This is a genomic window from Psychrobacter sp. FDAARGOS_221 (assembly GCF_002313155.2).
GTDB lineage: Bacteria > Pseudomonadota > Gammaproteobacteria > Pseudomonadales > Moraxellaceae > Psychrobacter.
Genome location: NZ_NWFK02000001.1, coordinates 1,284,938 through 1,305,180, shown reverse-complemented (window position 1 = coordinate 1,305,180; position 20,243 = coordinate 1,284,938). Strand labels below are relative to the sequence as shown.

At 43.7% G+C, this 20,243-nt stretch carries 14 protein-coding genes and 1 pseudogene; 12 read left to right on the top strand and 3 right to left on the bottom strand.

Translation table 11 applies throughout. From position 1 onward, the window contains the following. Positions 1–90: 90 nt before the first annotated feature. Both A6J60_RS05430 and A6J60_RS05425 read left to right on the top strand, forming a co-directional pair. Positions 91–903, top strand: a complete 813-nt coding sequence (locus A6J60_RS05430; RefSeq protein WP_096065069.1) for a crotonase/enoyl-CoA hydratase family protein — start codon at positions 91–93, stop codon at positions 901–903. A gap of 227 nt (positions 904–1,130) precedes the next feature. Continuing rightward, positions 1,131–2,363, top strand: a complete 1,233-nt coding sequence (locus A6J60_RS05425) for a multidrug effflux MFS transporter (RefSeq protein WP_096065068.1) — start codon at positions 1,131–1,133, stop codon at positions 2,361–2,363. A gap of 165 nt (positions 2,364–2,528) precedes the next feature. Here A6J60_RS05425 and A6J60_RS05420 read toward each other — a convergent pair whose 3' ends face one another. Further along, positions 2,529–3,026 carry a DUF2799 domain-containing protein gene (locus tag A6J60_RS05420; protein WP_096065067.1) on the bottom strand — a complete coding sequence of 166 codons (498 nt, stop codon included), beginning with the start codon at positions 3,024–3,026 and terminating at the stop codon, positions 2,529–2,531. A 312-nt stretch (positions 3,027–3,338) separates the two neighbouring features. Between A6J60_RS05420 and A6J60_RS05415 the strand changes: the two are divergent. The 3 genes and pseudogenes from A6J60_RS05415 to topA all read left to right on the top strand — a co-directional run. Continuing rightward, a pseudogene (locus tag A6J60_RS05415) lies at positions 3,339–4,001 on the top strand (ParA family protein); the annotation flags it as partial. A gap of 324 nt (positions 4,002–4,325) precedes the next feature. After that, positions 4,326–4,994: a hypothetical protein gene (locus A6J60_RS05410; protein WP_096065065.1), complete on the top strand. Its 669-nt coding sequence runs from the start codon at positions 4,326–4,328 to the stop codon at positions 4,992–4,994. Positions 4,995–5,650: 656 nt separating this feature from the next. After that, positions 5,651–8,308: a type I DNA topoisomerase gene (gene topA, locus A6J60_RS05405; protein ID WP_096065064.1), complete on the top strand. Its 2,658-nt coding sequence runs from the start codon at positions 5,651–5,653 to the stop codon at positions 8,306–8,308. A 100-nt stretch (positions 8,309–8,408) separates the two neighbouring features. On the opposite strand, the gene A6J60_RS05400 is transcribed toward topA, so the two are convergent. Both A6J60_RS05400 and A6J60_RS05395 read right to left on the bottom strand, forming a co-directional pair. Beyond that, positions 8,409–9,458, bottom strand: coding sequence for a rhodanese-related sulfurtransferase (locus tag A6J60_RS05400; protein WP_227526072.1), 1,050 nt, complete (start codon positions 9,456–9,458; stop codon positions 8,409–8,411). Positions 9,459–9,651: 193 nt separating this feature from the next. Next, complete coding sequence (locus A6J60_RS05395) at positions 9,652–12,300, bottom strand: penicillin-binding protein 1A (protein WP_096065063.1); 2,649 nt, start codon at positions 12,298–12,300, stop codon at positions 9,652–9,654. Between the two features lie 666 nt (positions 12,301–12,966). On the opposite strand from A6J60_RS05395, the gene pilM reads away from it, so the two are divergent. The 7 genes from pilM (at position 12,967) to aroB (ending at position 20,188) form a co-directional block, all read left to right on the top strand. Next, positions 12,967–14,259, top strand: coding sequence for a type IV pilus assembly protein PilM (pilM, locus tag A6J60_RS05390; protein ID WP_096065062.1), 1,293 nt, complete (start codon positions 12,967–12,969; stop codon positions 14,257–14,259). Further along, positions 14,247–15,041 carry a PilN domain-containing protein gene (locus A6J60_RS05385; RefSeq protein WP_096065061.1) on the top strand — a complete coding sequence of 265 codons (795 nt, stop codon included), beginning with the start codon at positions 14,247–14,249 and terminating at the stop codon, positions 15,039–15,041. Before pilM ends, A6J60_RS05385 begins: the two co-directional genes overlap by 13 nt. Continuing rightward, positions 15,038–15,382: a type 4a pilus biogenesis protein PilO gene (pilO, locus tag A6J60_RS05380; protein ID WP_096065060.1), complete on the top strand. Its 345-nt coding sequence runs from the start codon at positions 15,038–15,040 to the stop codon at positions 15,380–15,382. Before A6J60_RS05385 ends, pilO begins: the two co-directional genes overlap by 4 nt. A 37-nt stretch (positions 15,383–15,419) precedes the next feature. Continuing rightward, the gene (locus tag A6J60_RS05375; RefSeq protein ID WP_193778026.1) at positions 15,420–16,061 is read left to right on the top strand and encodes a pilus assembly protein PilP; all 642 of its coding nucleotides are present in this window, start codon (positions 15,420–15,422) and stop codon (positions 16,059–16,061) included. A gap of 165 nt (positions 16,062–16,226) precedes the next feature. Further along, positions 16,227–18,251 carry a type IV pilus secretin PilQ gene (locus tag A6J60_RS05370; protein WP_227526071.1) on the top strand — a complete coding sequence of 675 codons (2,025 nt, stop codon included), beginning with the start codon at positions 16,227–16,229 and terminating at the stop codon, positions 18,249–18,251. A 154-nt stretch (positions 18,252–18,405) separates the two neighbouring features. Next, positions 18,406–18,960 (top strand): shikimate kinase AroK, encoded by a 555-nt coding sequence (aroK, locus tag A6J60_RS05365; protein ID WP_096065058.1) that lies wholly within the window; start codon positions 18,406–18,408, stop codon positions 18,958–18,960. A 151-nt stretch (positions 18,961–19,111) separates the two neighbouring features. Then, a complete protein-coding gene (gene aroB, locus A6J60_RS05360) occupies positions 19,112–20,188 on the top strand; it encodes a 3-dehydroquinate synthase (RefSeq protein ID WP_096065057.1) in 1,077 nt (358 codons plus the stop codon). Positions 20,189–20,243 lie beyond the last annotated feature (55 nt).

The window sequence follows — 20,243 nt, the reverse complement described above, 5'->3', positions numbered from 1 at the left end:
CTATTATTTTTACAGTTACTGTCTTTCTTATTAGCGTTATTATTATTGTTACTGCTTTTTTTATTACCATTTTAATTTAAGGCCAACGTTATGTCGTTACTAACCAAAAATTACCAATTGATTTCGCTGGATGTCTCAGAACAAATACTAACCCTGACGCTCAATCGAGCAGATAAAAAGAACGCAATGAGCTTTAATATGATGCGTGAGCTGATTGATGTGGCGCAGCGTTTGAAAAAAGACAGAGACATTCGCGCGGTGATTATCAAAGGCGCGGGTGATGTGTTTTGTGCCGGTATCGACTTGGGTGATTTGAATAATCCAAAAAATGCATTAATGGGTCTGTATGAACTGTTAAAGCCGACGCAAAGTATTTTCCAACGCGTATGCTTAATTTGGCGTGAAGTTCCGATGCCGGTTATCGTAGTGACGCATGGTTATTGTATCGGTGCCGGCACACAGTTGGCATTGGCTTGTGATTTTCGTATTACCTCACCAGACTGTCAGTTTGCCATTATGGAAGCCAAGTGGGGTCTGGTGCCAGATATGGGCTTAACTCAGTCGGCGCTACAGGTATTGTCTGCTGATGCGTTAAAAGAGCTGACCATGACAGCGCGCTTAATTGATGCCAAAACCGCCAAAGAGTATGGTTTGGTCAGTCACCTAGATGACGATCCAGAGCAGCGTGCACGAGCATTGGCAACAGAGATTGCACAGCGCTCTCCTGATGCAGTATTAGCTGGCAAGCGTGTCATTAACTATATGACTAAACAAAGTAGCTGCGCGCTTTATAACGAAAAAGTGTGGCAGTTAAAATTGATGGGCGGCGGTAAGAACCGCAAGCTAGCAATCAAAAAAGCCAAAGATAATAGTGTGCAGTTTTTAAAACGCCAGTTTCGCTAACTGTTGATGTGCTGTTAAAGACCTGTTGATATTGCGTTTGTAATTAAGATTAAATGAAGCGTTGATGGTAATATATCCCGCTTTTCATTACTCTCACCATTTATCGCATTAAGCATTTTAACTTGGTAAGTGTTTTTAGTTACTCATATAGCTTTAATTAGTCATATAGCCAGTATCGATTATCCGAATATCAAGATTCACTTTAACTATTAGGTCTCAGTGTATTTATGACAAACAACCAAACCCCTCAATCGGCGCCCTCAAGACTGCCAGTAGCATGGATTATGATGCTCGGGCTGATTGTTGCTATTGGGCCGTTATCGATTGATATGTATTTGCCAGCCTTGCCGACCATGGCAGATGATTTTGGTATCAGTACCGCTGCTATAGCCAACTCTGTGCCTGCATACTTTGTGGGACTGGTGTTTGGCCAGCTGGTATATGGGCCGCTGAGTGACCGAGTCGGCCGAGTGAAGCCGTTATATTTTGGCATGACCTTGTATGTGATTGCGTCGGTGATTTGTGCCACGACCAACAGTGAATATGTACTGTTTGCAGCGCGTACACTGCAGGCATTAGGCGCTTGTGTGGGTGCAGTAGTGACCAGAGCGGCAATTCGTGACACCTTGCCGCCCAAGCAAATGGCCAAAGCCTTTTCGATCATGGTATTGGTGATGGGACTGGCTCCGATTCTTGCGCCATCATTGGGTGCGGCATTTTTGACCTTTTTTAGTTGGCATGCCATTTTTTGGTTTTTGGCAGGGTTTGGCATTTTAAACCTATTGCTAACCCGTTTCTTCTTTAAAGAAACACTGACCGAAGAAAACCGCAGTCATCGTCCATTTAGTACAGTGCTTAGCCAGTATTTAGATCTGTTAAAAGATCCGTCATTTGGCTATCCTGCAATCGGTGCAGGCATGTTGATGGGCGCTATGTTTGTGTATATTAGTGCTGCTCCTGAGCTATTAATGGATGGTTATGGATTAACAGAAACCCAGTTTAGTTTGATATTTGGTATGAACGCCGCGGGCTTTGTGGCGCTTACTCAGATTAACCAGTTCTTAACCAACCGTTATCGTCTGATTACCTTGCTTAGATTTGGGGCAACCATACAGGCCATTTCGGCTACCTGTTTGTTACTACTGGGTGTCATTTATGGTGCAGAGGCTTGGTTACCGCTGGTATTATGCTGTATTTTCTTTTGTATTGCAGCCTTAGGTTTGACTCAGCCAAACGCTTCGGCCATTGCATTGGCATTTCAAAAACACCGTGCGGGTATGGCCAGTGCGCTGCAAGGTTCTTTGATGTTCTGTGTAGGTATTTTCGGCGGATTGCTGTTAAATCTATTCCCGGTAAATCCAGTGGCTAAGCTTGGCGTGACCATGTGTATATTGATGTGTTTGGGTACGTTTTTGGTTTACCGTGTCGATAAGAACTTAAACTTAGACCACACGACTTAAGTTAATTATTTGAGCCAGATTAATTAAAAGCAGATTTGATACTAATAAATAGCCACTATCGAGCATAACTTGATAGTGGCTATTTTAATTTGTGAACGCATGCTGATGCGTGATAGTGCAGCTGTCCAATAAGTATGCAAATAAGCGACAGGGACTACACAGGGGCTACCAAACTGGGTGCCAGAAAGGACTGTAATAGCCGTAAGGCGCATAGCCATAGCGTCCGTAACGACCATAGCCCCAAGGATAAGGGCTGCTTAGGTAGTTTAAGTCACGCTGACGAATATAGTAATAGCGGCCTTGACTGTAGGCTTCTTCTAGCTTTTCGATATTCTCCATTGGACAAACAGGCTGCCAAGCAAGTCCTTCACGTCCAAGCTTATACGCATTGAGCTCAGTACAGTACTCTTTTAACCCTTGTTGACGGCCTTCTTCCCATAACACGCGGTTCGGGGTGCTACCAGCTACTGGGGCACAGTTTTCAACATGTCGACCAAAATAATTGCCTGATCGGCCAACCGTACCATCGGCATAGCCAATTTCTTTCCAGTTGCCGGCTTGACATTGCTCTGGAGATAAGGCTTGAGTAGTGGCACATCCTGATAATAAGGCAAGGGCACCCACTAAGGCGCTACTGGTAACAGTGATTCGCAGGTAATTCATGTTTTACTCCTAGTGGTTAGCCAAAATAGGCTGACATTTAAGTGAAAGAATGACGTTCGAGCTTTCAATATCAGAGCTGGTATTTAGTGATATGTTTGGACAGGGTCATTGATTAACACATCTATGATTATGATGCCATGTTCTGACACTTTTCCATAGCATTGTTCTGTTATGATGCTGGCAAGGTATTAATATCATTAATGATACTAATTTGATATAAGCCATGATAAGTTATATATAATATTGAATATCTTCACTTTAGGCTTAATTTTCAATTTAATCTAAATTTCAAACTGGGATGTGGACACAATCATGAATACTGTACTAGTAGCAAATCAAAAAGGAGGCTGTGGTAAAACATCAGTTGCGATAACATTAGCTGCTGCATTAGCAAACCAAGGGCAAAAGGTTGCTTTAGCCGATGCAGATCCGCAAAAATCCAGCCTGCGCTGGCTTAAGCAGCGTCCGGATTCAGCCGCCAAAATTTATGCAGTAGATTGGCGTGATGTGGATGATATTGGCGATTTACCCAAGAAATCAGCCAAAAATTTAGGTAAAAATGATTGGTTGATTATCGATGCTCCAGGCTCAATCAGTGAGCAGCGCGCAGAGTCTTTAATCAGTGAAGCCAAGGCAGTATTAATCCCGGTGTTGCCTTCTATTTTTGATGCTGACAGCACTAAAAAGTTTTTAAAATCAATTCAAGATATCAAGCGTATTCGTAAAGGCAAAGTCGATATTCACTTGGTTGCCAATCGTATTCGCCCGCAGACCAATAACAACCAAGTGCTAGAAGGCTTCTTTGAGAAAATGGGTCAACAGCCGGTCGCTTGGCTCAGTGATAGAAGTCTTTATCCACAATTGGCAGAGCAGGGGCTGACTATTTTTGATTACCAACAAAAGCGTTATCGTGATGTTCAAGCTCAGTGGCAACCTATTTTGCAAGTATTAATGCCAGAAGTTGCCGAGCAATATCAGGCTGTGTTGGCAGACTCTAGCATTCCTGCAACACTAGAAAAGCTACCGACGGCGCAAACAGTCGAAAAAGCAGAAAAAGAAGACAGCAGTTGGTATGAATAAGCCGCCTGCTATGAATAGAGCGCAAAAAAGCATAAACTAGCGCACTATTTATCAGTCAGCCTATTTTATTGGTTATCATATTATAAGTCACCATAACCATTAAATAAGTGGCTGGTTATTTGTATTTCTAGTTGTTCATTACACTGGGCGTGTTCTTAATTAATATTATTTTAGCTAAATATGAGCTAAATAAAGATACGCCCTCATTATAGGAAAAGTATGGGTATTTGGGTAGCAGCGGTTATTGGGCTATTTGCATTGGGCTGTATGATGGCGCTTAAGCCAAGTGTGGTTGAAGTGCGGGTTGATAAGCTACGTATGGCAGCCAGACGCTTAGATCTTAATCCAAAGTTGATTGCTTGCCCGAGCTGGGTACGCGGTCGTCAGGATGAATATGGTAAAGGTATGATTGCCCAGTATAGTTTAATTCTGGACGATTATAAATTTACTGAAACCTGTTATGAGGTGCATCAGGGCACATTACAACCGAGGTCATGTGCTGTTGATGGCACTAAGCAGGTTGATGGTGCTAAGCGCGACGATTCTAAGAGGGACGGCCATGACAATACGCCAAGGCGTAACGACTCTGCTGCGGCCAATAAACTGGCAGTCACCGGTTCATTGCAACAGCAAGCCGTTAAGCGTTCTACAGTGATTAATCAAAGCTTGCAAGATGAGCCGTTACAGCTGCCAAAACAAATGCAGCCATTAATTAAAGCGGTCTATCTAAAAGCCAATAGCTTGGTTGTGTTTTGGCATGATACGGGTTATGTGCAGCCAAAATTAAATCCTGACTATGATGCCAAACAAGCAGAGCAGGACTTGGAAGTATTGAAAGCTAAAATGCTGCAGTGGGCACAGCACGCTTCGGGTAAATCCAGTCAATAGTTTAATCAGTAGTATAAAAATTATAACGCATCACAGTGAAATCCAAGCCAACCTAAGCCATATACGCGCTGATAAAATGACTTGAAAATGATGCTTTTAATGTTGGATACCGACTATTTTCAGTATGGTTACATTTGTCGTACTTGAAAAACTTGGTTGACAGCGCAACTGTAAGCAGTGTAACTTCAAGACAACTTTAACCATTTCTGGCACAGATGGTGCTTGACTCGATCAGCCTTGCACCATTAATTAAGATGATTGTGAGCCCTTATTAAACTGTGAGACTGTATTCCACGAGCTCTATTAATAGTTAATAAGAAGTGGTTAATAGATGTTAATTGTGATGATAATAGACGTTGATAACAGACATTTTAAAAGCAACTTACTCTAAAGTGTTATTGAAAAAATAGCAGCAGTGGCTTATATAACGTAATAGGTATAGCTTAGTAGCAGTCACAGCCAATAACTGAAATTGCAAACGGCTGAAATTGTAACTAGCTAAGATGGTAAGCAACTGAGATTACAACTAGCTAAGATGGCCAGTAATAAAGCAGCTAAAGACACATAGAGATAAGATAAATAGCGACAGATAAATAGACAAATTAACCAATTATAGATAAAACTTATAAGAAAGATTAATTAGGACTTTAATATCAATGGCAAAAACCAGCGGAAAAAAATCAACAACCACTCCTGCATCCAGCGCAAAGGGTAAAGCGTTAGTGATTGTGGAGTCTCCTGCGAAAGCAAAAACCATTAACAAATATTTGGGCAACGACTTTATCGTGCGCTCAAGTGTGGGTCACGTGCGTGACTTACCGACCAGCAGTGGCGCTAAGAAAAAAGCGGCCACGAAAGCGGAAGATAACCTAAGCAAAGAAGAAAAAGCACAGCAGGCTTTGGTGCGCCGTATGGGTATTGACCCTGAACATGGTTGGAAAGCCGTCTATGAAGTGCTGCCAAACAAAACTAAGGTTATTAAAGAGCTTAAAGCATTGGCCAAAGATGCAGACACTATCTATCTGGCAACGGATTTAGATAGAGAAGGAGAGGCCATTGCTTGGCATTTGCGCGAAGTGATTGGCGGTGATGACAGCAAGTATCAGCGCGTGGTATTTAATGAGATTACCAAATCGGCGATTCAAAATGCATTCAAGCAGCCGGGTAAGTTAGATATCGATAGAGTCAATGCGCAACAAGCGCGCCGCTTTTTAGATAGAGTGGTCGGCTTTATGGTATCGCCGCTGTTGTGGCAAAAGATTGCCCGCGGATTATCAGCCGGTCGTGTACAGTCAGTAGCGACTCGATTGGTAGTCGAGCGTGAGCGTGAAATTCGTGCTTTTATCCCTGAAGAGTACTGGCAAATTCATGCCGATACCACGATGAAGGGTAGCGATAATGCCAATGTTGCTGCTGACACGCCGATTCGTTTAGAAGCAGTAAAACAAGACGGCAAAGTATTAAAGCTGGGTAATAAAGCACAAACTGATGCGGTGTTAGAAGTATTAAAGCCGGCTAAGTATGTGGTCAAAGAGCGTGAAGAGAAGCCGACTCAATCGAAGCCGGGCGCACCCTTTATTACTTCAACCTTACAGCAAGCAGCCAGTACCCGTCTGGGCTTCCCCGTTAAGAAGACCATGATGCTGGCACAGCGCCTGTATGAAGCCGGTCACATTACCTATATGCGTACTGACTCGACCTTCTTATCAGGTGATGCGTTATCAAGTGTACGTGGCTTTATTGAAGATAATTATGGTTCTAAGTATTTGCCTGAAAAGCCTAATTTTTATGGCAGTAAGCAAAACGCTCAAGAGGCTCACGAAGCAATTCGTCCTACTAACGCTAACTTAAAATCTACTCAGTTAAAAGGGGTTGAGCGTGACGCGATTCGTTTATACGAGTTAATCTGGCGTCAGTTTGTGGCCTGTCAGATGCTGCCAGCTAAGTACAAGTCAGTCAATCTATTGGTAGAAGCGGGTAATGTTGAGCTAAAAGCCCGTGGTCGTACCATGACTTTTGATGGCTTTACCAAAGTGATGCCGCCTGCCAAAACTGATGATACCTTGCTGCCAGATGTTAAAAAGGGTGATGAGCTCAACCTGATTAAACTTGATCCAAGCCAACACTTTACTAAGCCTCCGGCTCGCTATACTGAAGCTAGCTTAGTAAAAGAGCTTGAGAAAAAAGGCATTGGCCGTCCGTCTACTTATGCGTCGATTATTTCGACCATTCAAGACAGAGGTTACGTTAAGTTAGAAAACAAGCGTCTGTATGCCGAAAAAATGGGTGATATTGTCACTGAGCGTTTGACCGAAAGCTTCCCAGAGCTGATGGATTATGCCTTTACCGCAGGGCTCGAGGATGAGCTTGACCATGTTGCCCAAGGCGATCAAGACTGGAAAGCGGTATTAGATGATTTCTATGGTGACTTCAAAACCAAGCTTGAGCATGCAAAGCAAAAAGATGGTATGCGTCCTAACGACCCAACCGATGTGCCTGACGTGCATTGTGACTTATGCGGCAGACCAATGCAGCTTCGCAATGGCACAACCGGCGTGTTCTTAGGCTGTACCGGTTATAACTTACCGCCAAAAGAGCGCTGTAAGGGTACTAAGAACCTAATGCCAGTTGAAGCGTTTGCTAATCTTGATGACAGTGAAATTGACGACACCGTTGAAGTCAAAGAGCTGATGGAGAAAAAGCGCTGTCCTAAATGTAGTACAGCCATGGACGGTTATATCGTCGATGGCGGTCTGAAACTGCATATCTGTGGTAACAACCCAGATTGTGATGGCTACTTATTAGAAGAAGGTAAGTTTGAAGTACCTGGCTCGGATGCACCAACCATCGATTGTAATAAGTGTGATGGGCAAATGGAGCTGAAAACCGGTCGCTTTGGTCCATACTTTGCCTGTAACAACTGTGATAACACGCGTAAAGTGCTTAAGAACGGTGAGCCTGCGCCACCACGTATGGACCCTATCGACATGCCTGAGTTGCGATCAACTAAGCATGATGACCACTTTATTTTACGTGAAGGTGCAGCAGGCTTGTTCTTAGCGGCATCTAAGTTCCCGAAAGTACGTGAAACCAGACCGCCTAAGTTGTCTGAACTGCGTGCGGTAAAAGATAAGATGGAGGATAAGTTCCAGTACTTATTCAATGGTCCTGACGAAGACCCAGACGGTAACCCAACCATTTTACGTTGGTCGCGTAAGCAAAAAGAGCAGTATATTGGCTCGGAAAGCTTAAAGACCGGCAAAGCCACACGTTGGGGTCTATACTGGCGTAATGGTGAGTGGACTGAGCAATAAGTAGATGCCGCTTAGTGTTTAAGCTAAAACAATAAAAAGAGCCCTGTTAAATATAACAGGGCTCTTTTTTTATGACCTTAATTCAGAAAATAGCCGACAACTATGAGTCTTTTTTCTGCTCAAGTTTGGCTTTTAGTTTTTGCTGCTTACGCGCCTCAATTACTTCATTAACTTCTGCACCTATGTGGGCTTCACCACGTGCTTTTGCCAGCTTGATTTGACGTTGACGCTCACGGAAGCGAGCACGCTGTTCTTCAGTTGCTTTATCGATACAGTGCGGGCATGACTCACCTTTGACGTAAGCAGGATGCCGCTTGTCTTCTTCGGTAATCGGCATACGACAAGCGTAGCACTGGTCATAATCACTTTTTTCAAGACTGTGATTAACCGCCACTCGGTTGTCAAAAACAAAGCAGTCGCCTTGCCACATCGACTCTTCAGCAGGCACTTCTTCAAGATACTTTAAGATGCCACCCTCTAAATGATACACTTCTTCGAAGCCTTGCTCACGTAGATAGGCGGTAGATTTTTCACAGCGAATACCACCGGTACAAAACATAGCCACTTTTTTATGTTTGTTCGGATCGAGCTCATTTTTGACGTACTCTGGGAACTCGCGAAACGTTTCAGTCTTCGGGTTGACCGCATTTTTAAAGGTGCCGATTTGAACTTCATAATCGTTACGTGTATCGATTAATAACACATCAGGATCACTGATTAAATCATTCCACTCGCTGGGCTTAACATAACGACCAACCGATTGTAATGGGTCGATGCCTTCGACACCCATGGTGACAATCTCTTTTTTTAGTTTTACCTTGGTACGAAAGAAGGGCTGAGTGTCGGTAAAAGATTCTTTATATTCAACCGTACCGATTGCAGGAATGGCTTGAATATAGTCAATAACAGCATCAATACCTACACGGTCACCAGAGATGGTACCGTTGATACCTTCGCTGGCCAATAACAGGGTACCGCGTACTTCATTATCAAGCATGGTCTGACGTAGTGGCTCACGGTAAGACTCGTAGTCATCGAAGCGGGTGAATTTGTATAGCGCTGTCACCACGATATCGTCTGTTTTATCAACGCCTGTTGGGTTAGGCTGGTTGTGTGGGTTACTGCCACTCGATTGAGTAGAATTAGACATTATTTTCTCCTGCTGGCTAGGTCGTAAACCTAGTGCGTGAATGAATCAGTCGTTAAGACTGACAGTAAAAAATAAAAGCGCTAATTAGTTCTAATAGCGCTTTTACTTGAAGTGAAATGTATTGTAATTGCTAGTGAGTTAAACCAATGTTTATTAATCAGCTTTGGCGAGTCAGATTTTGATCAAAGGATTACTAATCTTCTTTTTTATCAGAGCTAGACTCACTGTTACTATTACGGGCTGCATTTGATTTACGCTCATCAGAGTTTTCTGGCTCAGGTGGTGGCTCTGGCGGTTTACGCTCGCTCACTGCCGCTTTTGGTGGCTGAGCGCCGGTTACTCTTTGATTGGTAATTCTGCTGTCATTTTTAGTGTCTGGCTTTTTGTCATCATCTGAGTCTTCGCCTAAATTAACCACTTCTTGCTTTTGAGTCTCAGACTTGGCCTTGTTATTAACACTAACCCATTGATATGGTGTTGATTTTAGCGCATGACGCATATAGTCAACCCACATCGGCAAGGCGGCAACACCACCATATTCGCCTCTACCTAAGGTTGAAGGTTGGTCAAATCCAAGCCATACAATCGTTACTTGCGTTGGATGGAAGCCAGCAAACCAAGCATCTTTCATCTCGTTGGTTGTACCGGTTTTACCGCCAACATCACTGCGACCTAACGCGCGAGCACGTTTTGCAGTACCACGTTGGATAACATCACGCATCATGCCAGCCATTTCATAAGACACCGCTGGTGATAGGATACGAGGTGCTTGTTCGGCAGGGCTATAACGGATTACCGCTGGTTTCAGGCGATCTGATTTAGGCGATGCATCGTAACGTAAGTCATCCATTGAAGCCTGTAGTTCAGAGTCTTCGCCTTCAGCATCAGTTTCTTCTGCTTTGTTCTCTAAAGCTTTTAATGCTTCTTCGCGTTGCTTTAACTCAGCTTCTGCTTGCTCTTCGTACGCTTCTTCAAGCTCAGCATTGTATTTATCTAGTCGCTCATTGAAGCATAGGGCACATGCACGTTGTGGGTTGGCTAGATACAGTAACTTGTTATTGTAATCGTAAATTTGATCGATTAAGTAAGGTTGCACACGGTGGCCGCCGTTAGCAAAGGTGGCATAAGCGGTTGCCATTTGAAGCGGTGTTGCCTGACCAGCACCCAGTGCTAATGATAAGGTGGTTGGCAGTTTGTCTTTATCTAGACCAAATTGGTTGAGTAATTGACGCGCATCTTCTGTGCCTACCGCTTGTAATAAACGAATAGATACCAAGTTACGTGATAAAATTAGGCCTTGACGCAAGGTCATGTTGCCATAGTAACGGCCATCGGCGTTCTTAGGGCGCCAGCTACCGATACGTAATGGTCCATCAGAAATTAAGCTGTCAGGGCGATAGCCTTTTTCTAATGCAGCTGCATAGTTTAATGGCTTAATGGTCGAACCTGGTTGACGCCAACCTTGAGTCGCACGGTTGAACTTACTGTGTCTATAATCAAAACCACCGACCAAGGCTTCAACAGCACCGGTCTCAGGATCTAACGCTACCAAGCTACCTTGAACTTTAGGTACCTGAGTTAAGCGCCATGAGGTCTGACTTTCGTTCGCAATCAGGCGTACGATGTCATCTTTTTTGACCAAGTCAGAAGCACGACCTGGATAGCCTTTAATACGGTTGGCATCCAGATACAGTTTTGCCCAGCTCATACCAGACCAAGGCACGGTGACGATGTCACCATTTTGCAACTGTGCTTTGAAGCTACGAGAGGCAACTTCAGTGACCTTGGCAGGTACCATATTTGAATAAGTAACGAAGTTTTCTAAAGGTTCACCGCTGGCTTCAACACCACGCCAGCCATGACGTCTGTCATAGCCAATCAAGCCTTTTTTGATTGCAGTATCAGCAGCATTTTGATCTTCACTATCAACGGTTAGCTTCACGCGCCAGCCGGCGTTCATCACTTCACTGCCATAGCGATCTACCAAGGCGCTACGGGTCATTTCTGCCAAATACGGCATATTTACATCAAGCTGTTCTTTGTATAGATGCACGCCAATGGGTGAATTCACCGCTTCATTATGTTCTGCTTGAGTGATATAGCCCAGCTCTAACATACGCCCTAAAATCCAGTTACGGCGTTCTAACGCTTCTTCTGGATTAGAGACAGGGTTGTTTTGAGAAGGCGCTTTTGGCAAGCCTGCTAAGGTTGCCATTTCGGCAATGCTTAAGCTTTCTAGCGATTTGCTGAAATACTTTTTGGCTGCAGCGCGAATACCATATGCGCCTTCACCCATATAAATCTTATTAACGTATAGTGTTAAGATCTCTTCTTTGCTTAACTCTTGTTCGATGCTACGAGCAAGATACAGCTCGGTTAGCTTACGGCTAAAGGTACGCTCAGGAGATAAGAAATAGTTTTTTGCAACCTGCATGGTAATGGTTGAACCACCGGTTTGACCATCATCATCGGTAATAATCTCAGTAACCGCACGACCTAAGCCTTTGATGCTAATACCACTGTGCTCATAAAATGAGGAGTCTTCTGCCGCCAAGAAAGCATTAATAAAGTTCTCAGGGATCTCTTCATAAGTCACAGGCAATGACATGCGATTGCCATATTGTCCAATCAACTTGTTGTCTTTACTATAAATTTGTAAAGGCATCTCAAGGCGAGCGGTTTGCATCTTAGAGACGCTGGGCAGCTCTGGCTCAAGATACATGGCCATCCCATAAAAGCCGATAGGGAATGCCAGTACCAAGATAATTGCTAGGGCGATAAAGGCCAGCAAAGCAGATACAATGAAATGGATAAGACGAGAAACAGCAGGCGGTTGCGGCATAATTACTCTATTAATTAAAGACTAAAATATTAGACATAGACGGCCTCAGCAGTCGCAAAGCAGTCTATCAGCTCATTGTTATCGCTAATAACCTCAATAACTTAAGGTCTATCTAGGCATAACTCGCTAAATGTAAATACTTAAACCTACATTATCTAACGGTAGTTAATGCTGATAATTATAAAGCAAATGAGCATTATCTTATACAGCTAACATGAAAACACTATTTTAAACTTATATTTATATTATAAAATAGTATTGGCAACTATTTTATAATAAAAAGTGCGGTTTGGGGGACATTATATTGACTATGATAATGGTTTGCTTAGCGTTTGGCTAATTGTTGGTTTTGGATTGGATATAAGCTTCACTTTATAGTCAATAAAATATATTAAATAAGTGTATCGGTTAATTATGGCTATCCGATTAATTGCCTTAATACTAGTGCTGTAATAACAACTGATGCTAAAATCCAGATGATTAGTTGACATTATAGTTATTTATTATTAAGAAATGTTTAATTTAAAATATCATTGACAAAGGGTGGTTAAGTAAATAGGGTAGTCCTCAATAAAACACTATCATGGCTAATGTCGTACTCAATAACTACTGTCATATTGAATTCGCCTCTAAAATACCTGCATGCCAAAATAAAAGGAATTATTTTTGCGCTTATTGTCTACAGCAGCCCCGTCATATGTGGGTATTAGCATCAGCAATACAGCGCTTTGTGTGGTAGCACTGTGCAATCATAAAGGCGGTCAAATAAACAGCTATCAGCTGACCCATTATGGGTTGTCAGAGCTTAGCCCAGGTCAGGTTGTCGATAATCAGATTATCGATACCGAACAAATGGGGCAAACCATCGCGCAGTTAATACAGCAACTGCATTTGACCGCGACGCAAGCGGCGATCGCCATACCGCAAGCGCTGACCCTCACTAAAACCGTTCAAATGTCTGCTTGGTTACTTGATGTAGAAATTGAAGCACAGATTTGTATTGATGCGGATCAACACATTCCCTATCCAATAGCAGAGGCCAGCTTTGACTTTGAAGTACTCGGTCCGGCAATAGCGGATGGCTCTGATAACTCTGATACCTATGATAGTTATGATAACTCTGAAGCAACTGATGTCATAAGTGGTACAGAATTGGTAGATGTGTTGCTGGTGGTTACTTTAACCCGTGACGTTGAGCAACTGACAGATGCCTTAACCTTTGGCTCATTAAATACTGCACTGGTTGAGGTCGATACGCACGCCATAGAGCGTGCGTTCCAGTTTATATATTGGCAGCTGCCGACGCAGGTGCCTGTGGTCGCATTAGTCGATATAGGCCAGAGTCGCACCACAGTATATGTTGCCAATCAAGGCGTTTTTGTCTATCAGTGTGAGCAGTTATTTGGCGGCGCGCAGCTTGATGAACGGCTGCAAAGCGAATACCAACTCGATGACGAGCAAATCAATCGCATTAAAAGTGATGAGTCAGCACAAATAGCAGGCATAACCGACGCAGATATCTATCAGTATGTCACTGATTTTACACAAGCATTAGTAAGCACTATAAAACAGGCGTTACATGCTTACTTTCAGCCACAGCACTTAGCTTCCTCTCAAAACAATACGACCAAGACCAACTCAGCGGCAGAAAACGACTCCAATCAAGATACAGACAGCTATGTCGATAATTCTGCAAATACAGACAGCGCACCGCAAATAGAGCAGGTCATCTTGTGTGGTGGCAGTGCGGCGCTGCAGCAGTTAGATGCGTTGTTGCAACAACAGTTGGGTCTACCAGTGACGATAGCCAATCCTTTTGCAGCTATGGCATTGTCTCCAACCATTAATGCTGAGCAACTTAGCAAAGATGCGCCACGTTTAATGAGTGCTTGTGGTCTAAGTATGCGCAGCTGTCAGCAGGCTAAGCATACAAGAAAGAGGCGACTATGGCGCAGATAAACTTACTGCCGTGGCGTGAGCAGCTGCGCCAAGATAAAAACAAGCAATTTAAAAAGGGTTTATCGCTCAGTGTTGTCATGAGCTTAGGATTTGCAGTGCTGGCTTGGGGCTTTTTGCATTATCAGCAAAGTCGTCAGCTGGCAGCCACGGCTTATCTAAATGACGCTATTGACCAATTAGATCAAGTGATTAGCGCTATTGAAGATAATAAGATGCAACAGCAAACAATCGCGGTAAAGCAGACGGCTATCGAGGCATTAAATTATGAGCGCACCTTGCTACCACGCATATGGGCGGATGTGGCCAGTACACTATCTAACAGGTTATATGTAACGGCGATTAAATATGAAGCAGGGGTGGTAACCATTAATGGCAGTGCGACGCATGCGACAGAAGTGACTAAATGGGCGCAGAAGCTTAGTGACAGCGCTTGGCTACAACAAGCGCAAATACAGTACGTCAAACAAGGTACGTTGCCTAGTTCAAATCAAGGGTCGAATCCAAGCCAGCAGAGCATACAAAACTTACAAATCCAACACCAACAAAGCACTCAAGCACAGAAATCTATAAACAATTATCCTTATAACTTTGTGATATCGGCAGTAGTTATCGAGGTCGGTCAAGTTGCAGCATTGCTTAAACAGCAAGCAGCAGCTGCTAGAAGTATTCAGCCACTGACAGACAGCAATCAACCAGTGATCGCTTACACAGAATCAGCCCATGTCCAATCAGCAGAACCCATGTTGCCTAAGCCAGTGGTGTCTGAGAGGGGCAGCCCATGAGTCGACAAGTTCCCAATAATACAGTGGCTTTAAGTAGTGGTGTGAGGTTGCAGGATATTTCTTTGGCTGAGACTATAGAGCAAACCTTATATATCCAGCAACCCATTGATATGGTATTAGTCGGTGGCTATCACAATTTAGGGTTGTTTCTGAGCGGTCTAGCAGCTTTGCCACGACTAATCACCATTCAAGGTTTTGCAGTGACCAACAGCAACCCTTTGATAATGGATCCACAGTCATTGTCGCTGGTACTGCACACCACAGCCTATCAATCTATGCCAAGTACATCGGTTGACTCTAATTCAGATTTAGAGCCTCCATTTTTAGAGCGGGAGCAATAGTATGCGTCTTGTGCTTCTTAGTATGGGCGGGTTATTTATGCTAACTATAAGTGCTTGCGATGACCCGAAGCAGCAGATGGCGCAGCAAATGCAGCAAAGCCAAGTAGAGCAGACTCAATCAGATAACCGTTCACAAGGTAAGCTGCCAAGCCAAACACTATCAACAACCACAACAATGCCTGTTCAAGCAGCTGAATTGATAACGCCTTACGTGTATGCAGCGACTGGGCTGCGAAGTCCATTTAAGGTACATGGTGCTGTCCTGGTGACACAGAATCAACCTCAAACGCAATTGAAAACCCCGCCTGCACCCAGTCCTCCGCCTGTTTTAGTAGTAGCACAGCCTGCACAAGTAGAGCCAGTACAACCTGAGCCTGTTGCACAAAGACAACCTGGCCCGCCGCCTGATGCGGGTCGCCCAAGGCAGCCATTGGAGGCTTATGGATTAAGTGAGCTTATCTATCGCGGCATGATGGCCACAGGTAACACTAAAGCTGGGTTGATTCAGCGCCCAGATGGGGCAGTGCTGCGGGTTGGTCTGGGTCAGTACTTGGGTCAGCGCAGTGGCCGTATTGTTGAGATAACAGCCACTCAGATTAATTTGATTGAAACTGTATTTGATCCTCAAGTGGGCTATAAGCCGATGCCAGCATCACTTATTGCGCCTATTTCAAGGTAAAAGCAATTAGGTAAAGTAGTTGATCCATCTAAAGTAATTGAAACATTAGCTTTAATCCGTAAACACAAATCTAAAAACACGGATTTTAAAAAGTAGACCTTAATAAGACAGACCCAATTTATCCTTTTATATGGCGATGGCTATATCCACAGTTATGGACAACAAATGACAATTTATACGCCAGAGGACATACCCAAGCCGCTCAATACTGGCAGCACTGGCTCTTTATCATCTTGCTTTTCACAGCGTTTCTCCAAAATATTAATGGCTTGTATAGCGGTTGGTTTATTTCCCGCTGCCAGTAGTTTTGCTCAAGAGCTGCCTTTAATAGTGGTTACTGATAGGCAGCCTGATTCGGTCGCAGTTGTAGAAGGGCAAGTACAAGCCGATTCAATTGTCAGGACCCAGAATACTGGCTTACAACAACTCAATGTCAGCGCACAGCTCTCTCAAGGTACACAAGCAGATATCGAACTATTGTTAAGCAACCCAAATATCGCCACTGAAATAAAAAGTCAGGGCAATCAGATCTTTATTAAACTCACCAACAGCAGTATATCCCCACACCTGCTTGGCCAGCATTATCAAGGCAGCGGATTGTTAAGCTCAGTAGTAGCAAGCAATGACGGCAAAGATGGTGTGATTGTGATGACCATGAAGCAAGACTTTGATTATCAGGCTCATCAAACCGATCAGCAGGTCAAGCTAAGTGTGCATAAAATACAGGCTAAGCCTTTAGTCGTCACTGAGTATCAAGGTGCACCTATTTCCATTGATTTTCAAAATGTTGAAGTGCGCAGTGCACTGCATCTGTTATCACAATTTACTGGCCTCAATATTGTTGCCAGTGACCAGGTGACAGGCAGTATCATGTTAAATTTGGTCAATGTGCCTTGGGATCAGGCACTGGATATCATTTTATCAAGCAAACAACTGGGCAAGCAGCGTCAAGGCAATGTGATACTGGTAGCGCCACTGGAAGAGATGGCCAAATACCAACATAACGGATCGCTGGTACCGTTACACAGTGTCTATATCCGTCCAAATTATGCCAAAGCGGCTGACATTATGGCGTTGATTACTAAGGCCAGTCATTCAAGGGGTGCTGGTGCTATTAACTCAGGAATAGCGGTTGCTTCTCAGCCAAGCGCTCAGGTACTGCCGGCTGCGCAGAAATCAACAATGGCCACGCCGTCCACAGTTATCTCAGCTGCGGGTCAGACACAGCACCATCCAGCCACTTTACTGTCAAAGCGTGGCGTTATTGCCGTAGATGCGCGCACCAATACCTTAATTATAAAAGATACTGCTGCCAGTATTGAAAATATCAAAGCGTTAATCGAACAAGTCGATATCCCTGTGCGGCAAGTGATGATTGAGGCTAGAATCGTCAGTGCCTCAGACAGTTTTAGTAAAGAGATTGGGGTGAAGTGGGGTATTTTATCGAAAGGCGTGGCGAACAATAACAACCTATTGGTCGGAGGCAGTGATCAGACACTGGCCGATTTAAAACAGTTCACCTTACAAAACTCAACCTATAAAGGTCAGCCTATTGTGCGGCCAAACTATAATATCAGCCGTCCTGATAACTTGAATGTCGATCTTGGCGTCGCCAATCCTGCCGGACGCATCGCGTTTGGATTGATCAATTTATCAGACTTATTAATTGACTTAGAGCTGTCGGCGATGCAGGCTGAAGGACGCGGTGAGGTTATTTCAACCCCAAAGATTTTGACCTTAGATAAGCAAACCGCCAAAGTATCCTCTGGTACCAAAATACCTTATCAAGGTGAGTCGGAGGGCGGAGGGACAACCACTCAGTTTGAAGAGGCGGTATTAAGCTTAGAGGTGACACCTAGCATCACGCCTGACAATCAGATTACCTTACAAATTTATATTGAAAATGGTCGCCCCAATCCAGTGAGCCAAGGCGTTATTTTGATTGATACCGACACCCTAAGTACTAATGTGACAGTCGGCGCAGGTCAGACCATTGTACTTGGCGGTATTTATCGCAATCAAATTTTTAATAATGTCGAAAAAGTCCCTTTTTTTGGTGATATTCCTTATTTAGGACGTTTATTTAAAAAAGATTTGCGTCGTAATGACAAGCAAGAGCTGTTGATTTTTATTACCCCTAAGCTAATGAATGACTCATTCTTAGTCACAGAAGATCAGCGCCAGCTTTAAATGGTCAGTACAAAGTAAGGTGATTATCAATAAAGCATCAGTGGCTAAAGTAGACATGAGCCACTATAATTAATACAGTAATCGTGTTCAGACTCAGCATTAGGACTAGTGGAACAATGTCTGTATAATCCGTGAATTTATGTGAGAGATAATAATGCAATCATCATTGCCGTCATTATTTATTGTAGGCCCTATGGGAGCAGGGAAGACGACTGTGGGTAAGCTATTGGCCAAATATTTAGGGCGATCTTTTATAGACAGTGACCACTATATATGTGAACAAACTGGTGCCGATATTCCTTGGATTTTTGAAAAAGAAGGGGAGGCCGGTTTTAGAGAGCGTGAAGCGCGAGCCATAGATGAGCTGACAGCACGACCTAATATTGTATTGGCCACAGGCGGCGGTGTGGTGACTCAGCCGCAAAATCGTGAAAATTTAAAGCAGCGTGGCATCACTATTTATTTACGCGCCAGTGTAGATGTGCAGTTAAAGCGTACCTCAAAAGACAAGTCACGTCCTTTATTGCAAACCTCCAATCCCAAAGCCGTTTTAGAGTCGTTATTTGAGGCTCGTGATCTCTTGTATCAGGAAGTGGCGGATATTGTGGTTGAGACCGGTGAAGGCTATCCCAGATATATGCTCAAAAAAGTTGTTGCAACCCTCAAGCAGCACTATCCAGATTATGTCATTGAAAAGCACAACCGTTAAGTTCATTTGGGTTTGTCATTGAGCAATAATGAAACAATGACGACATCTGTTTAATTTTATTGAGTCAGCTAAGCCAACTATTATTTAATGAGTTAATATTTAGTGAGCCAGCCATCAACAATAAGTCATAACCTTGCCCTGTGAGAGTTTTATGAGAAAACAATTAACCGTCCATACTCAAAGCCATGATTACCCCATTATTATTACTAGTAAAAGCCAAATGGCGGTAGAAATAGCGCCTTATATTAAGGGTAAGCAAGTGATGGTGGTGACCAATATCACGGTTGAAAAGTTATATTTACAAGACTTACTGACAGGGCTTTCCGAACAATTTGAAGTACACCACGTGGTGCTCCCAGATGGAGAGCAGTACAAAACCCAGCAATACATTGACCGTATTTATGATGCCTTGATGGATGCGCATTGCGGTCGAGATGTTACCTTAGTAGCGCTTGGCGGCGGTGTTGTTGGAGATATGACTGGCTTTGCAGCGGCGTCATTCATGCGCGGTGTCAACTTTATTCAAATTCCGACTACTTTATTATCGCAAGTGGACTCCAGTGTTGGCGGCAAGACTGGCATTAACCATCCCAAAGGCAAGAATATGATTGGCGCCTTTTGGCAGCCGCAAATGGTATTGGCCGATATGCACACCTTAACCACATTGCCCAAGCGTGAATTATCGGCTGGCATGGCTGAGGTGATTAAATACGCACTGATTATGGATGTTGAATTTTTGACTTGGCTTGAAGATAATATGGCCGATTTGATGGGATTGGATGAAATCGCTCTTGCTGAAGCAGTAGCTCGATGCTGTCAATACAAAGCAGATATCGTGGCACAAGATGAGCGCGAAGCCGGCAAGCGTGCATTATTAAACTTTGGCCACACCTTTGGCCACGTCATTGAAACCCATGAGGGATATGGGCAATGGCTACATGGTGAGGCGGTCGCTGCGGGCATGGTGCAAGCGGCAAAACTGTCTCAACAAATGCAGTGGATCAGTCGTGATGATGTTGATCGAATCTGCGAGGTGTTGCAGGCAGCGCAATTACCAATCGTACCGCCAGCTATCGAGCTGACAACCGCATTAGACTTAATGCAGCACGATAAAAAAGTTAAGTCAGGACAAGTGCGTTTGATTTTGTTAAAATCACTAGGTGATGCTGTGGTCACAGCTGACTTTGATCAAACACAGCTTGAAGCTGTATTAAATGAGCACGTATAATAACGCATACATTTAACGGTGCACAGCATATCTATTGTGCACTTATAACTGATAT

Excerpts from the sequence above, each read along its gene's own strand:
- A6J60_RS05430 (WP_096065069.1), top strand. The coding sequence starts at position 91 with ATGTCGTTACTAACCAAAAATTACCAATTGATTTCGCTGGATGTCTCA.
- A6J60_RS05425 (WP_096065068.1), top strand. The coding sequence starts at position 1,131 with ATGACAAACAACCAAACCCCTCAATCGGCGCCCTCAAGACTGCCAGTA.
- A6J60_RS05420 (WP_096065067.1), bottom strand. The coding sequence starts at position 3,026 with ATGAATTACCTGCGAATCACTGTTACCAGTAGCGCCTTAGTGGGTGCC.
- A6J60_RS05410 (WP_096065065.1), top strand. The coding sequence starts at position 4,326 with ATGGGTATTTGGGTAGCAGCGGTTATTGGGCTATTTGCATTGGGCTGT.
- topA (WP_096065064.1), top strand. The coding sequence starts at position 5,651 with ATGGCAAAAACCAGCGGAAAAAAATCAACAACCACTCCTGCATCCAGC.
- A6J60_RS05400 (WP_227526072.1), bottom strand. The coding sequence starts at position 9,458 with ATGTCTAATTCTACTCAATCGAGTGGCAGTAACCCACACAACCAGCCT.
- A6J60_RS05395 (WP_096065063.1), bottom strand. The coding sequence starts at position 12,300 with ATGCCGCAACCGCCTGCTGTTTCTCGTCTTATCCATTTCATTGTATCT.
- A6J60_RS05385 (WP_096065061.1), top strand. The coding sequence starts at position 14,247 with ATGGCGCAGATAAACTTACTGCCGTGGCGTGAGCAGCTGCGCCAAGAT.
- pilO (WP_096065060.1), top strand. The coding sequence starts at position 15,038 with ATGAGTCGACAAGTTCCCAATAATACAGTGGCTTTAAGTAGTGGTGTG.
- A6J60_RS05375 (WP_193778026.1), top strand. The coding sequence starts at position 15,420 with ATGCTAACTATAAGTGCTTGCGATGACCCGAAGCAGCAGATGGCGCAG.
- A6J60_RS05370 (WP_227526071.1), top strand. The coding sequence starts at position 16,227 with ATGACAATTTATACGCCAGAGGACATACCCAAGCCGCTCAATACTGGC.
- aroK (WP_096065058.1), top strand. The coding sequence starts at position 18,406 with ATGCAATCATCATTGCCGTCATTATTTATTGTAGGCCCTATGGGAGCA.
- aroB (WP_096065057.1), top strand. The coding sequence starts at position 19,112 with ATGAGAAAACAATTAACCGTCCATACTCAAAGCCATGATTACCCCATT.